Annotated in this window: 15 protein-coding genes; 10 read left to right on the forward strand and 5 right to left on the reverse strand. The window is 72.0% G+C overall.

The window, feature by feature from the left end; genetic code table 11:
• Nucleotides 1-473: 473 nt before the first annotated feature.
• Nucleotides 474-950 (forward strand): VOC family protein, encoded by a 477-nt coding sequence (locus tag GR130_RS15270; RefSeq protein WP_159505241.1) that lies wholly within the window; start codon nucleotides 474-476, stop codon nucleotides 948-950.
• A gap of 23 nt (nucleotides 951-973) precedes the next feature.
• On the forward strand, nucleotides 974-1,216 hold the full coding sequence (locus GR130_RS15275; RefSeq protein ID WP_159505242.1) for a hypothetical protein: 243 nt from the start codon (nucleotides 974-976) through the stop codon (nucleotides 1,214-1,216).
• 74 nt (nucleotides 1,217-1,290) lie between these two features.
• Here GR130_RS15275 and GR130_RS15280 read toward each other — a convergent pair whose 3' ends face one another.
• A complete protein-coding gene (locus tag GR130_RS15280; RefSeq protein ID WP_159505243.1) occupies nucleotides 1,291-2,676 on the reverse strand; it encodes an ABC transporter ATP-binding protein in 1,386 nt (461 codons plus the stop codon).
• Between the two features lie 80 nt (nucleotides 2,677-2,756).
• Complete coding sequence (locus GR130_RS15285; RefSeq protein WP_236573031.1) at nucleotides 2,757-4,433, reverse strand: ABC transporter permease; 1,677 nt, start codon at nucleotides 4,431-4,433, stop codon at nucleotides 2,757-2,759.
• Between the two features lie 434 nt (nucleotides 4,434-4,867).
• Between GR130_RS15285 and GR130_RS15290 the strand changes: the two genes are divergently transcribed.
• Both GR130_RS15290 and GR130_RS15295 read left to right on the forward strand, forming a co-directional pair.
• Nucleotides 4,868-5,578 carry a GmrSD restriction endonuclease domain-containing protein gene (locus tag GR130_RS15290; protein WP_236573032.1) on the forward strand — a complete coding sequence of 237 codons (711 nt, stop codon included), beginning with the start codon at nucleotides 4,868-4,870 and terminating at the stop codon, nucleotides 5,576-5,578.
• Nucleotides 5,579-5,634: 56 nt separating this feature from the next.
• The gene (locus GR130_RS15295) at nucleotides 5,635-5,868 is read left to right on the forward strand and encodes a hypothetical protein (protein WP_236573033.1); all 234 of its coding nucleotides are present in this window, start codon (nucleotides 5,635-5,637) and stop codon (nucleotides 5,866-5,868) included.
• A gap of 59 nt (nucleotides 5,869-5,927) precedes the next feature.
• Here GR130_RS15295 and GR130_RS15300 read toward each other — a convergent pair whose 3' ends face one another.
• Nucleotides 5,928-6,335 carry a DUF4345 domain-containing protein gene (locus GR130_RS15300; protein ID WP_159505246.1) on the reverse strand — a complete coding sequence of 136 codons (408 nt, stop codon included), beginning with the start codon at nucleotides 6,333-6,335 and terminating at the stop codon, nucleotides 5,928-5,930.
• Nucleotides 6,336-6,434: 99 nt separating this feature from the next.
• Between GR130_RS15300 and GR130_RS15305 the strand changes: the two genes are divergently transcribed.
• On the forward strand, nucleotides 6,435-7,139 hold the full coding sequence (locus tag GR130_RS15305) for a TetR/AcrR family transcriptional regulator (protein ID WP_159505247.1): 705 nt from the start codon (nucleotides 6,435-6,437) through the stop codon (nucleotides 7,137-7,139).
• Here the strand turns inward: GR130_RS15305 and GR130_RS15310 are convergent.
• Complete coding sequence (locus GR130_RS15310; RefSeq protein WP_159505248.1) at nucleotides 7,115-7,549, reverse strand: protein-tyrosine phosphatase family protein; 435 nt, start codon at nucleotides 7,547-7,549, stop codon at nucleotides 7,115-7,117. The two genes, GR130_RS15305 and GR130_RS15310, sit on opposite strands and share 25 nt — an antisense overlap.
• 357 nt (nucleotides 7,550-7,906) lie before the next feature.
• Here GR130_RS15310 and GR130_RS15315 point away from each other — a divergent pair, with 357 nt between their 5' ends.
• From GR130_RS15315 to GR130_RS15325, 3 genes are all read left to right on the forward strand, one after another.
• Nucleotides 7,907-8,200 (forward strand): hypothetical protein, encoded by a 294-nt coding sequence (locus GR130_RS15315; protein WP_159505249.1) that lies wholly within the window; start codon nucleotides 7,907-7,909, stop codon nucleotides 8,198-8,200.
• 197 nt (nucleotides 8,201-8,397) lie between these two features.
• On the forward strand, nucleotides 8,398-9,603 hold the full coding sequence (locus GR130_RS40490) for a helix-turn-helix domain-containing protein (protein WP_236573034.1): 1,206 nt from the start codon (nucleotides 8,398-8,400) through the stop codon (nucleotides 9,601-9,603).
• A 38-nt stretch (nucleotides 9,604-9,641) separates the two neighbouring features.
• Nucleotides 9,642-10,154 (forward strand): hypothetical protein, encoded by a 513-nt coding sequence (locus GR130_RS15325; protein WP_159505250.1) that lies wholly within the window; start codon nucleotides 9,642-9,644, stop codon nucleotides 10,152-10,154.
• On the opposite strand, the gene GR130_RS15330 is transcribed toward GR130_RS15325, so the two are convergent.
• Complete coding sequence (locus tag GR130_RS15330) at nucleotides 10,063-10,956, reverse strand: amidohydrolase family protein (protein ID WP_159505251.1); 894 nt, start codon at nucleotides 10,954-10,956, stop codon at nucleotides 10,063-10,065. The two genes, GR130_RS15325 and GR130_RS15330, sit on opposite strands and share 92 nt — an antisense overlap.
• Before the next feature lie 58 nt (nucleotides 10,957-11,014).
• On the opposite strand from GR130_RS15330, the gene GR130_RS15335 reads away from it, so the two are divergent.
• Both GR130_RS15335 and GR130_RS15340 read left to right on the forward strand, forming a co-directional pair.
• A complete protein-coding gene (locus GR130_RS15335) occupies nucleotides 11,015-11,788 on the forward strand; it encodes a GntR family transcriptional regulator (RefSeq protein ID WP_159505252.1) in 774 nt (257 codons plus the stop codon).
• Between the two features lie 63 nt (nucleotides 11,789-11,851).
• Nucleotides 11,852-13,138, forward strand: a complete 1,287-nt coding sequence (locus GR130_RS15340; protein ID WP_236573035.1) for an MFS transporter — start codon at nucleotides 11,852-11,854, stop codon at nucleotides 13,136-13,138.
• Nucleotides 13,139-13,364: the final 226 nt, after the last annotated feature.

Genomic DNA, 13,364 nt, shown 5'->3' on the forward strand with positions numbered 1-13,364 from the left:
GTGCGGTCCTTCTCCCCGCGGGGGAGGGGGACCGCACTCGCTACGCCGTGACGGGCACCCGGTCGACCCCCGTACCTCGCCGATCCCGTACACACATTGCCGGTCAGTTAAGAAACCGCCAAGCGGTTGCGCCGCCGTCCGAACCCGGGCCTACACTCTTTGAGGTTTGCAGAGGCCGCTTCGCGCAGGCCCCCTCGAACTCCGGTGAGTCGGGCAGGCCGGCCGGTGCGGCCGGACCGCCCGCGTGCCCTTCGCCGAGTCGAGACGTCACCGACGCGCACCGCGTGCGTCCTTGGCCGGAAGGAGGCGAGAGACATGGATTGCAGTTGCAGTAGTCCGGGCCGTCATCGGCCCCTTCCCCGTTTGTCCTCGCACTCTTCCGGCACGCGGTAGCCACCCCGCGGCCCTCGACTCCCCTCTGACCAAGGGGCTGCCCCTCTGACCAGGGGACAGGGAACGGAGGTCCGTTCACCATGCTCGTCGCACTCGACCACGTTCAGCTGGCCGCCCCGGCCGGCTCCGAAGACGTCCTGCGCGCCTTCTACCTCACCGCGCTCCAGATGACGGAGGTCCCCAAACCGTCCGGGCTCGCCCGGCACGGCGGCTGCTGGTTCGAGGCCGACGGCGGCCAGGTGCAGATCAGGGTGGACGTCGAGACCGGTTTCCGTCCGCCGCGCCGGGCGCACCCCGCGGTCCGGGTGACCGAACTCGACGCGCTCGCCGCCCACTTGGAACGGCATGGCGCCCCGGTCGTCTGGTGTGTCAGCCGGCTCGGCCAGCGCCGCTTCTACACCCAGGACCCGGTGGGCAACCGCCTGGAATTCCTGGAGACCATCGAGCCGGCCGGACTCGCCGAGCTGCCGGCGCCCGCCGCACCCGTCGTGCCGGCCGCATCCATCGCGTCTGCCGCGTCTGCCGCGTCCGTCGCGTCCGTCGCGTCCGTTTCCTGAGCGGCACCCCCGGGAGGTACGCCATGACCCGCCCTGCACTCAACGCCCTGCGCCTCGTCCTGGACGACGGGATCGAGCGCACCTATCTGCTCGAATCGCCGACGCCCGCCGCGCTCGCGACCGACACCCCGCCGTCCTACGACGTCTGGGTCCACCTCTCCTACGTCCTCGCCCAGCAGGGGCGCGACGCGGCGTGGCTGACCCGGTACGTGGGGCTGCCGTGGGCCGCCGCGTACCGCATCGTGGCGGCCGCCCGGCAGCCGTAGCCGGCGCCGATGAGGACGGCGGCCCGCCGGTGCCGTCCGCGCCCCGGGGGCCGGCCCGCCGGACGGGCCCCGGGTCACAGTTTCGCCTGCGCCCCCGGCTCCAGGGTGAGTTCGGCGTCGTCCCGGTTGTAGTCGTACAGCTCGGCGTAACGGCCCCAGTCCACCGCGGTCTCCAGCTGGTTGCGCGCCTCCTCGGCGGAGAAGCCGCGGCGCAGCAGGTCCAGGAAGAAGTCCTCGCGCAGGGTGTGGTCCTCGGTGGCCGCCAGGGCCTGGACGATGGCGCGGACCAGCGGCGCATGGGTGGCGGCATGGCGGGCGAAGAGCTGCTTGCTGGTGAGGATGTCGGCGGCGACCAGTTCCCGGCCCGCGTCGGTGACGACGATCCGCGGGCCGTCGGTCCGGGCCAGGCCCAGCAGCACCGCGGCGTCGACGAGCGGCAGGAGGTCGTCGACCTCGAAGTTGAGCTCGTCGGCGATCTCCGCCAGGCCGTCCTCCCCGCCGCGGGCGACCAGGATTTCCAGCAGGCCCGCCAGCCCGCCGACGCTGACGTTCGGCAGCGGGGCGCTGATCGGCGTCGGCGCCGGCGCCGGCCGGTGTGCCGCACCGCCCGCCGGCGCGCCGGCGGGCTCCGCCCCGACCGCCGCGGCGGCGGCCTCCTCGCGGCCGGTGAGGATGTCGTAGACGGTGTCGACCAGCGCCGCGAAGCGGGGGTGCTGGCGGTCGCGGGGCCGCGGCAGGCCGACGGTGAGTTCGGCCTGGATACGGCCCGGGTTGGCGGAGAGCACCAGGATCCGGTCGGCCAGCAGCACCGCCTCCTCGATGTTGTGGGTGACGATGAGGATGGACCTGACCGGTGCCTCGTGCCCCTCCCACAGGCCGACCAGCTCCGTACGCAGGTTCTCGGCGGTCAGCACGTCCAGCGCGGAGAACGGCTCGTCCATCAGCAGCGCGTCGGGCTCGACGACGATGCCGCGGGCGAAGCCGACCCGCTGCCGCATCCCGCCGGACAGCTCCTTCGGGTAGGCGCTCTCGAACCCGTCCAGGCCGATCAGGTCGATCGCCTTCAGCGCCCGGCGTCGCCGCTCCTCCTCGCCGATGCCGCGGGCCTCCAGGCCGAGTTCGACGTTCTGCTGCACCGTCAGCCAGGGGAGCAGCGCGAAGGACTGGAAGACCATCGCCACACCCGGGTTGGCGCCGGTCAGCGGTGTGCCCCGGTAGGCGACGCTGCCCGTCGAGGGCGCGATCAGCCCGGCGGCACAGCGCAGCAGCGTGGACTTGCCGGACCCCGACTTGCCCAGCAGCGCGACGATCTCGCCCTCGGCCAGGTCGAAGCTGATCCCGTCCAGCACCGGCAGGGCCCGGCCGTCGGGAGTGGTGAACGTCTTGGTCACCGCCTCGGCCCGGATGATGACGTCCCCGGTCGGACGCGGGGCGGCGGAGCGGAGTTCGCTACTGGTCACGGAGGGGATCCTGCCTCGGGGAGGGACGGGGAAGCGGGGAGGGACCGGAAGGCGTCGGGCATCGGCGGTCGTCCGGATCGTCAGAGGGCGTAACGGGTCTCGGCGATCCGGTACATCCGGCGCCAGAACAGCCGGTTCGCCGCGACCACGTACAGGCTCATCACGCTGATGCCCACCAGGATCTTCGGGAAGTCCCCGGTGGCGGTGGCCTGGGTGATGTACGCGCCGAGGCCGGTCGCGGTCAGGTGGTGGTTCCCGTAGGAGACGACCTCGGCGACGATCGAGGCGTTCCAGGCCCCGCCGGCCGCGGTGATCCCACCGGTGACGTACGACGGGAAGATCGCCGGGAGGACGAACCGGCGCCAGCGCAGCCGTCCGCCCACCCGGAACATCGTCATCGCCTCGCGCAGATCGGAGGGGATCGCGGACGCGCCCGCGATGACGTTGAAGAGGATGTACCACTGCGCGCCCAGCGCCATCAGCAAGACGGCCCCGGCGTTCAGGGAGATCCCCAGCGCCACGAACGCGGCCGTGGCGAACGGGAAGAGGAGGTTCGCCGGGAAGCTGGCCAGCACCTGCACGACCGGCTGCGCGAACCGGGTCACCTTCGGGTTCATCCCGATCCACACCCCGACCGGCACCCACACCAGCGTCGCGGCGACGGTCAGCACCACCACCCGCCCGAAGGTGGCCGCCCCCAGCGCCAGGGCGTGGCCGAACTCGCCGAGTCCCACCGTGGAGTGGACGTACGCGAACGCCTTCCACGCCCCGTAGACCACCAGCACGCTGACCGCCCCGGCGAAGAACACGTCCCCCGTCCGCTCCCGCACCGGGGAGACCCCGATGGGGTGCTCGGCCAGCCCGAACGGCCTGGTGACCCGGTCGAGCGTGGGCCACAGCCGTTTCAGCGGCCGGCCGAGCACCCCCGGTACGGACGACCGGCGCAGTATGTCCAGCACCACGCTGCGCGGGCGCTCCGCGGCCTGTGCCTCCTCCACCCGGAAGCGTTCCGACCACGCCGTGACCGGCCGCCAGAACAGCGCGTTCACCCCGATCACCAGGACCACCATCACCGCGACGGCGATCCCCACCTTGCCCAGGTCGCCCTGCGCGATCGCCGCCGCCGCGTACGACCCCACTCCGGGCAGCGCGTACTGGTGGTTGAGCACCGAGATCGACTCGGAGGCGGCCAGGAAGAACCAGGCGCCCCCGAAGCTCATCATCCCGTTCCACACCAGCGGGATGACTCCGCTGGGCACGTCCAGCCGCCAGAACCGCTGCCACTTGGTCAGCCGCAGCACCCGCGCCGCCTCGTCCAGCTCCCGCGGCTGCGAGATGAGCGAGTAGTAGAAGGCGAACGTCATGTTCCACGCCATCGCGGTGAAGATCGCGAAGATCGAGGCGCACTCCAACCCCAGCTCGGAGCCGGGAAAGAGATGGATGAACGCGGTGACCGTCACCGACAGGAACCCGAGCACCGGCACCGACTGCAGGATGTCCAGCACCGGCAGCAGCACCTTCTCGGCCCGTCGCAACCGCGCCGCCGCCGTGGCGTACACGAAGGTGAACAGCACCGAGACCACCAGCGCGGCGAACATCCGCACCAGTGACCGCACCGCGTAATACGGCAGCTGCGACGGATCCGTCGACACGCTGCTCGGCGCCGTACTCGGCAGAAAGGGCGCGTTCAGCGAAGGCGCGAGTCGCAGCAGCCCGTACAGCAGGGCCACCAGAGCCCCCGCCACCACGACATCCACCCACCGCAGCGCCGGCCGCCGCCACACCCCCCGAGAGGGAAACCCGCCCAATCCCGCCACCAGCCGCCTCCGCGCCCGCAGGGTCCGCCTGTCCCGGCCAGGAAATCATGTTCGGGAAACTCCTTGAAGACCCTGGGCGGCAGACACGTGAATGATCGCCGGGCGCGACGATGCCACGCCTCCACCCCTCGCCGCACGCATCGGCGCCCCGGTCACCGACGGGGGTGCCCTGGGCGCCGCGCACCTCTCGCCCGCCCGGCCGGCCTACCTGCTGCGCGGAGACCTCATCGCGCCGAATTACGGGAAAACGGATTCAGCGGTAGAGGGAATGGGCAATTCCGCGCGGCTCAACGCCTTATGCGCGCCGAGCGAAAGGCCGCTCCATGGAGTGAATTCCGGGATGGAGAATCGTTCCCCCGGGTGAAGCTCTCGATGTGTTCGCAAACGCCTGGTGGCGCCGTGCCACCGTCACAACGGCCCTGCTGGCTCTCGCCATTGCCCCGGCCGCATCCCCCGCCGCCGTAGCCGACCCCGCACCCGCACGCCACTCCGACACCGCACCCGGCGTAAGTACACTCCCCGCGAATCCCCTCGACCTGCCCGAGCCGCCTCCCGTCGGCGTCGTCCGTTCGGAATTGGACGGTCTGCCGGTCGAGGCGCCGCATTCCATGGAAGGCTACAGCCGGGCGAAATTCCCGCACTGGATCAAGCAGAAGGGAGGGTGCAACACCCGAGAGGTCGTTCTGCTCCGCGATGGCAAGGACGTCACGCTGGACGAGTGCCGGGCAGTGTCCGGGACGTGGTACAGCGAGTACGACGGTGAGACCTTCACCGAGGCCCGCGCACTGGACATCGACCACATGGTGCCCCTCGCGAACGCATGGCGCTCCGGCGCCGATAAATGGGAGACGTCCGAGCGCAGGACGTTCGCCAACGACCTGGACCATTCCCAGCTGATCGCGGTATCCGCCCGATCCAACCGGCAGAAGGGCGACCAGTCCCCCGACCAGTGGGCCCCGCCGCGCCATGAGTACTGGTGCACCTACGCCCGGGCCTGGACGGACGTCAAACACGTCTACCGCCTGAGCGTCACCGAACCGGAAAAGGTAAAGCTGGAAGAGATGTTGGACGAGTGCGCGCAGTGAACCCCCACGACCGTGACGCGATCAGTGACGAGGTCACGGCCGGCCCTGGTGGGGCAATGACGGTCCAGGTCGGCGTGATCACCGGCGACCTGACCGTCACCACCACCGACCAGGGCGACGGCACGGCCCGCGTCGGCATCCGGTACACCGGCGCCGACGAGGGGTACGACCTCGAAGGCAGCCCCGTCCCCATCCCGCCGCACGGTCTGCGATCCCTCCACCGGGCCGTCCTGCATGCCGTACGCGAAGGGGGTGCCGCCGAAACACCGGGAGCCCGGACGCCGCCCTGACCCACCGCCGCCCGCCGGACCTCCGCCGCCCACGGGCCGCGATCAGCCGTCCCTTCCCCCTAGGTCGTCCCCTTCTCCTCCGCCGACGCCTTCTCGTCCGCCGTCGAGAGCCAGAAGTACAGCGGGGGAAGGGCGAGTTCGAGGGCCGACAAGGGGATCTGGAACCAGTGCGGCCAGCCGTGGACGAGTACGGACAGGACCCGGCCGATTCCGCCGAGGAGAAAGACGCCGGCCAGCGCGCGCACCGCCGTCGAGGGGATCGGTGACCGGCTGGCCGTCCAGATCCAGGCGAGGCCGTAGCCGAGGAAGATCGCGTTGTAGAAGCGTTCCCGGCTGTCGACGGTCGGGCCGGTCGCGCCCTCGCCGGGGACCGAGCTGATGCCGAGAACGAGGTGGTAGGCGCCGATCGCGACGCAGGCGAACCCCATGAGTAACGCAAGCCACTTGAGAGCTCTGGTCCTGCCCATGACCTGACCGTCCCCCTTCCGCGTTAGTAGACGTATGTCTAGTAAGCCGTAACGGGACGGTACGGACGTTGGTGGACGGGTGTCAACTACCCTGCGGGGGTGACTGTGCGCCGCCGACTGCCCCCCGCCGAGCGCCGCGATCAGCTGCTGGACGTGGGAGCGCGGCTGTTCGCGGCGAAGCCGTACGACGACGTCCTGATGGAGGAGGTCGCCGAGCGGGCCGGCGTCTCACGGGCCTTGCTGTACCGCTACTTCCCCGGCAAGCGCGACCTGTTCGCCGGGGTCTACCGGCAGGCGGCGGACCGGCTGCTGGCCAGGTCGGAATTCGATCCGGCCGTCCCGGTCCTCGCGCAGCTGCCCGCCGCGCTCGACGCCCACATCGACTACTTCGCCGCCAACCGGCACACCGTGCTGGCGGCCAACCGGGCACTGGCCGGTGACCGGGTGATCCAGGCCCTGATCACCGACGAGTTGGCGGTGCTGCGCGGACGGCTGCTCGACGCGGCGGGCCTCGCCGGCAGCGTTCGGGAGACGGTGTCGGCGGCGGTGATGAGCTGGCTGGTGTTCGTCCGGACGCTGTGCGTCGAGTGGCTGACGCATCAGGCGTTCACCCGCGAGGAGTTGCGGGACATGTGCGTGGGGGCGCTGCGGGGAGCGCTGGCGGCGGTGGTGGAGATCGATCCGCCGCCATCTGCCGCGCCGCGTCCGGCCGACCCCCACGGCCCACCGCCTGCCGTCCCGGCAGCGGACGGCGGCCAGGATGGGCCGATCCCGCTCGGTCAGCCGGCGAAGCGCCGGACGTAGCGCTTCTGCCAGGGCGTCTCCACCGCGTGCCGGTCGTAGTCCCGGCGTACGAAGGCCACCGCCTCGTCGGCCGGTACGCCGTCCAGTACGGCAAGGCAGGCCAGGGCGGTGCCGGTGCGGCCCCGGCCACCGCCGCAGGCGATCTCGACGCGTCCGGCAACGGCGCGGTCCCATGCCTCGCGGAGGACGGTCTCGGCCCTCGCGTGATCGGCGGGCAGCCGGAAGTCGGGCCAGCGCAGCCACCGGAACTCCCAGGGAACCACGGGGGGTTGCGAGCCGAGCAGATAGACGGCGTAGGTCGGTGCGCTGCCGGGCGGCAGCGGGCGGCGCAGCCCGCGTCCTCTGACCAGGCGCCCGGAGGGCAGTCGCAGCACACCGGGGTCCGTGGGCTGCCAGGTGTCCGTCGTCATCCGCCCACTCTAGGGTCGGGCTCCGGCGAACGGTCTCCGTTTCCTCCCATGGCCCACGCTTTCCGGGGCGCGGTGGGCGGATCGTCGGTCGCGACCAACACCGGCCTTGCATACGCATGCTGACTGCTTGTCAGTAGCGGCATTCCATGCGTGCTATCCGAACACATGTTGTGAAGATGGAGTGGATTCGCAACTGGGAACGTCCGGCAACCGGAAGTGTGCCATTAACCGACGGTAGCGTTGGTGGATCGGTTCTGTGACGATGTACCGTCCCGGGACACGAGATGGCCCTGGCAAGGGCGGCAACCGGAGCCAGGGCCACTCATTCGTAATCCATCTCGAATCGAGGAGGGCGCTATGCCTCCTGACCCGACGCCCCAGGGGAATCCGAAGGAATCCCAGCTGAAGCGCTACGAAGCTAACATCCCTCGCGGGGCCCTGGTTGAAACCAGCCGCCTGCGTGACTGCCGGGTCAACGTCCGGGCGGACATCCAACTCGGGGTCCGATGGGGCATGTTCCTGGCTCTCCCCTTCCTGGGGAACGTCCTGGTACGCGGTGCCGACGCCCGGTGGCTGCCGGCCGTGACGCTGGCCGCCTTCGCCGTCGTCTGCCGCTGCCGCCTGCGCTACCAGCGCCGACGCGCCGTCTGAGGCGGCGTTCCGAGGCAGTGGTCCGAGTGCGTGGCCGGTCGCGGCGGCGGATGTCCTGCCGCCGCCGGGACCGGCCACCGGACGCGGATCCGTGCCGTCCGGCCATGGCGGACGGCACGGATGCCGACCAGGTAGACCGCAAATCGCCCATTTCCTGGGTGAGTTGTCGGTAGCATTTCGCCCAGAAGGATGACGTCATGACCCCTAAGGACCCCGGACTCGTTTCCTGTGCCAAACCCGGCTGTCCCAACAAGGTGGCGAGTGGGACCGGCCCCGGGAGGCGCCGGAAGTACTGCAGCGAGGCATGCGGCCGGGTGGTCCGCAAGATCCGCAGCTCGCAGCGCATCCCGGACACCAAAGCCCATGACGAGGACGCGCGCCAGGTCGTCGACGACCTGGCCTGCCGAGTCGCCGTGCTGCGCGAGCAGATATACGCCGGTGACGCCCTCGCCGGACTCCGCCAGGCCGTCAGGCTCTCCGGCGATGTCGACGATGTCACCGCCGCGATGGTGCAGCAGGCGCGCGACCGCGGCCACAAGGGCCTCGCCATCGCGGAGGCGTTGAGCCTGACCGTGGACAAGGTCGGCCGGACGTATTCGGCCGAGTGCGTCATCCGGACGATGGCCAAACGCCGCGACCGCCGCACCGCCGTGCCGCCGGCGCTCGCCGCCCGTACGGATCCGCCCCCGGCCTTCGCCCGTACCGACCCGCCGGCGCCGTCCGGGCGGGATTTATCAACATCCGTAAATGAACGGGGAGTTGGCGGAGAGGGCCGTGCCGGGGGCGTGCGTCATCTCGGGCAGCGGCAGACGCACGTGGGAGGGGGATGGGGGGCCGGTGGAGCGGCCGGGCCGGACAACGGGCCGCCGGGCCCGGACTCCGCCAGAGCGCTCGCGTCGGCGCTCTCCCACCTCCAGCGCACCAGCGACAAGACCCTCCGGGCCCTGGGCGGCGAGGCGCGGGTGAGCGCCTCGTACATCTCCCGCATCCTGTCGGGCGAGCGGAGCCCCAGCTGGAAGGTGACCCGCCGCATGGTGCGTGCCTGCGACGGCGATCCGGAGGCGATTCGCCCCCTGTGGGACGCCGCGCACGGCCGCCGTCCCGCACAGGCCGGCAGCCTCCACGCGGCGCTCCGTGGGCTGTACCTGTCGGCGGCCTGCCCCGACCCCGTGCAGATCCGCGTCTCCAGCGGCAACATCGTCACCGAGCACGAGATCACCGGCCTGCTGCACGGGTCCCTGGTCCCCGACTGGGAGACCGTCGGCAGGATCGTCGGTGTGCTGCACGGCCGCCCGGACGACATCCGCCCGCTGTGGGACCACGCCCGCCTCGCCCAACTCGTCCCCACCGCCTACGGGTTGGTGCCCGAACGTCACACCCCGCGTGCCGAGGCTTTCGGATGACACCGGCACCCGCCCGCACACCAGTCAAGGGGATTCGCATGGCCGCAGCCTCCTCCCGCCCGCTCCTGCCGGTCGCCGCCGCGTCCTCGCCCGGCCCGCTCGCCGGACGAGCCGCCCCGGGCCCCGTGATCTCCCTGCCGCCCGCCTTCGAAGCCTTCTACGCCCTGCACTTCGAGCGCTATCGCGGCTACACCCTGGCCCATGTGGACGAACCGGCCGCCACCCGCGTCCTGGGCGAGGCGGTGGGGGAGGTGGTCATCCGCTGGGCCGACCTCGTCCGGCGGTCGAACCCCGCCGCGGACGCCTGGACGCTGTTCCGCACGCGGATACGCACCCGGGGGAGCACCCGGACCCGCAACGGCCGTCCGGCGGGACTCAATGGCCGTCATGCTGCCCTGAACTACGACGTGTTCGTGCTGCACGAGGTTCTCGGATACCCGGTGGAAGAGGTCGCGGAGGTCATGGGGGAGGAGGCGGGCCGGGTGCGCTGTGTGCTGGCCGCGGGGCGGCGGGCGGCGGCGTCCGCCGGCCGGGCGCTGCCGGCCAGTTGAAGAGCCGGGCGGGGTTGTCGGCGGCGATCGCCCGGAAGGTCTCCGGGGTGACGCGGGCACGGAGCCATCCCAGGCAGTCGGCGTAGCGCCGTCCGGACTCGTGGCGCGTCCAGGGCCAGTCGCTGCCCCAGACCAGGCGCGCGGTGCCGGCCTCCTCGGCCAGCCGGCCGAGCATGGTGGCGGCGGCGCCGCGCGGAGAGCGGTACGGGGCGCTGACCTTGACCCAGACGTGGTCGCGGCGGGCCAGTGCCAGGACGGTGCGCTCGGCGCCGGTGGGCGGGGTGCCGCCGTCGGGCAGGCCGAGGTGGTCGAGGGCGACGGCCGATGGCCAGTCATGGAGGGCGGGTGCCAGTGCCGTCCACTGGGCGGCGCGTGCCTGGACCTCCAAGTGCTGTTGGCGTGCGGCGAGTTCGGAGGCGACGCGGCGCCAGTGCGGGGCCCGCAGGTCGGGGACCGGCCGCCCGATCACGTTCAGGCGGACCCCGACGACGCCAGGCGCACTCAACTCGCGTGTGTTCAACGGCTGTTGCCCATCCAGAGTGATCACGGCGCGCAGCCGGTCCGGGTGCCGTGCCACGCAGCGCAGCAGGAAGTCGTTGTGCGGGCCGAGGAAGCTGGGCTGGACGAGAACGCCGCCGGCGACGCCGTGCGCGTCCAGAAGATGCCCGTACGCCTCCGGTGCGGCGTCGTAGTCGGGGAGGTAGCGAGGGCGGGTGGCGGTCGGCAGTGCGCGGGTGAAGACGTGGGCGTGGCCGTCGATGACGGCCGGCGCGCCGAGAGGTTCGGGAGGTGTGGGGTCCACGGGGCGAGGTTACCCGGACCCATAGACCTCTAGAGGACCCGCTGTCATAGTGTGCGGCATGGCACACGAGGCAACTCCACCTGCGCCAGGCCGTGTTGAGCTGGATTCGCTGGACGCGCGGCTCCCGCTGCACGCACGGCTGCGGGACGCGCTGGCGGCGCGTATCGCGTCGAGCGAGTGGACGCCCGACCGTCCGCTCCCCGCCGAGGCGGCACTCGCCGGGCACTACGGCGTGGCGCTGGGCACCATGCGGCGGGTACTGGGCGACCTGGTCGAGCTGGGCCTGCTGGAACGTCGGCACGGCGCCGGGACGTTCGTCCGCCGGGCCACCTTCGACGCCTCGCTCTTCCGGTTCTTCCGCTACGGCGATCCGCACGCGTCCGCACCGGCCGGCCGCCTGCTGGAGGTGCGGCGGGCGGCACTGCCTCCTGACGCGGCCGGACCGCTGGGCGAGCCCGCCGGATCCACCGCTTTGCATCTGCACCGACTGCGGCTGCGCGACGACCGGCCCCTGCTCGTCGAGGACATCTGGCTGCCGCTGCCCCGCTTCTCCGGTCTCAACGGGCTGCTGGAACCTCATCTTGACGGCGGGGTGGGCGAGTTGCTGTATCCCGCGTACGAGCAGCACTGCGGCATCGTGATCGCCTCCGCCGAGGAGGTCCTCACCGTCGGCGCGGCCGGCGCGGCCGACGCCCTGCTGCTGCGCTGTGCGCGGTACGAGCCGCTGGTGGTCGTCGAGCGGACCGCACGCACCCATGGCGGAACACCGGTCGAGTGGCGCCGCTCGCGCGGCCGGGCCGCCGACTTCCGCTACCGCATCGAGATCCGGTGACCGCAAGCGGCGACCGGACGGCGCCGTCCAGCACCCAGGCAAACGAAACGAGAGGACCTGATCTTGCTGCTCACGTGGTATCGCACCGCCCCGACCGGGGCCCGGCGCGCCTTCTGGGCGGCGTTCGGCGGCTGGGCACTGGAGGCCGCCGACGCCCAGGTGTTCGGGCTGGTCCTGCCGACCCTGCTGGCGATCTGGCACCTGAGCGACGGCCAGGGCGGCCTGCTGGCCTCGGCGACCCTCGTCTGCACCGCGGTGGGCGGCTGGTGCGCGGGACTGGCCTCCGACCGGTGGGGGCGGGTGGCCGTACTCCGGGTCACCGTCGCCTGGTACGCGATCGCCACCTGTCTGGCCGGCTTCGCGGGCGGCTTCGATTCCCTCCTCGTCCTGCGATGCCTCCAGGGCTTCGGCTTCGGCGGGGAGTGGGCCGCCGGGGCGGCCCTGATCAGCGAGTACGTGGGCGCACGCCACCGCGGCCGGGTGCTCGGGGCCGTACAGAGCGGCTGGGCCGTGGGCTGGGCGATCGCGCTGGCCGGCTATGCACTCGCCTTCGCCACGCTGCCCGCCGCATGGTCGTGGCGGGTGATGTTCTGGGCCGGGGTGGCGCCCGCACTGCTGGTGGTCGCCCTGCGGCGCGCGCTAGGCGACCCACCCGTATACCTCCAGGCCAGGGCGCGGGTGTCTCCCTTACGGATCTTCCGGCCCGACCTGCTCCGGGCCACCGTCTTCGGGGCGCTGCTCGGCCTGGGCAGCCACGGCGGCTACTACGCGCTCACCACGTTCCTGCCCACCTACCTCCGCACCACCCGGGGCCTGACCGTCCTGGGCACCACCGCCTATCTGACGGTCTTCATCACCGCCTCCTTCTTCGGCTACCTGGTCTCCGGCCGGCTCTCCGACCGCATCGGCCGCCGCACCAACGTCGTCGTCTTCGCCGCGCTCTGCCTGCTCTCCCTCCCCCTCTACCTCCTCGTCCCCCTCGACGACCTCGGCGCCCTGCTCGCCTCCGCACCCCTGGGCTTCTTCTCCGCGGGCATCCCCGGCGGCCTGGGCTCGCTCTTCGCCGAACTGTTCCCCACCGCCGTACGGGGCAGCGGCCAGGGCTTCTGCTACAACCTGGGCCGCCTTGTCGCCGCCGCCTTCCCGGCGCTGGTCGGTGCGCTCGCGCCACGACTCGGGCTGGCCTCGGGCATCGCGCTCTTCGCCGGAGTCGCCTACGCGCTGGCCGTGGTCGCCGCCCTGTGCCTGCCCGGGACCCGCGGGTGCGACGACCCGGCGGGCGCGGCGGAGGGAGCCGCCGGCCACCCGCACACGGGCCCGGAACCGTCCGGCACCCCCGCACCACGCTGATTCCGCCGTTCCGCGGTTCCGCCAGCCCGCCGTTCAGCTACCCCGTCGACCCCGGTCCCGTACTGCCGGACCCCGGAAGGCCCCAACGGGAAGCTCCGCAGGGTGGGATGAGGACTGCGACTCGTCTCCCGGGCGATGCACGCGTTGGAGCGTCCACGCGCGGCGTGCAGCACCACCTGTGCACGCATCCGCAGCCGGTGCTCTCGGTCTTGTGGCCGTAGGCCCT

The sequence above is a fragment of the Streptomyces sp. GS7 genome (assembly GCF_009834125.1).
Classification (GTDB): Bacteria; Actinomycetota; Actinomycetes; order Streptomycetales; family Streptomycetaceae; genus Streptomyces.

Coding starts and splice junctions, on each gene's coding strand:
- GR130_RS15275 (WP_159505242.1), top strand. CDS start 974: ATGACCCGCCCTGCACTCAACGCCCTGCGCCTCGTCCTGGACGACGGG.
- GR130_RS15270 (WP_159505241.1), top strand. CDS start 474: ATGCTCGTCGCACTCGACCACGTTCAGCTGGCCGCCCCGGCCGGCTCC.
- GR130_RS15325 (WP_159505250.1), top strand. CDS start 9,642: ATGGCCGCAGCCTCCTCCCGCCCGCTCCTGCCGGTCGCCGCCGCGTCC.
- GR130_RS15335 (WP_159505252.1), top strand. CDS start 11,015: ATGGCACACGAGGCAACTCCACCTGCGCCAGGCCGTGTTGAGCTGGAT.
- GR130_RS40490 (WP_236573034.1), top strand. CDS start 8,398: ATGACCCCTAAGGACCCCGGACTCGTTTCCTGTGCCAAACCCGGCTGT.
- GR130_RS15315 (WP_159505249.1), top strand. CDS start 7,907: ATGCCTCCTGACCCGACGCCCCAGGGGAATCCGAAGGAATCCCAGCTG.
- GR130_RS15295 (WP_236573033.1), top strand. CDS start 5,635: ATGACGGTCCAGGTCGGCGTGATCACCGGCGACCTGACCGTCACCACC.
- GR130_RS15300 (WP_159505246.1), bottom strand. CDS start 6,335: ATGGGCAGGACCAGAGCTCTCAAGTGGCTTGCGTTACTCATGGGGTTC.
- GR130_RS15310 (WP_159505248.1), bottom strand. CDS start 7,549: ATGACGACGGACACCTGGCAGCCCACGGACCCCGGTGTGCTGCGACTG.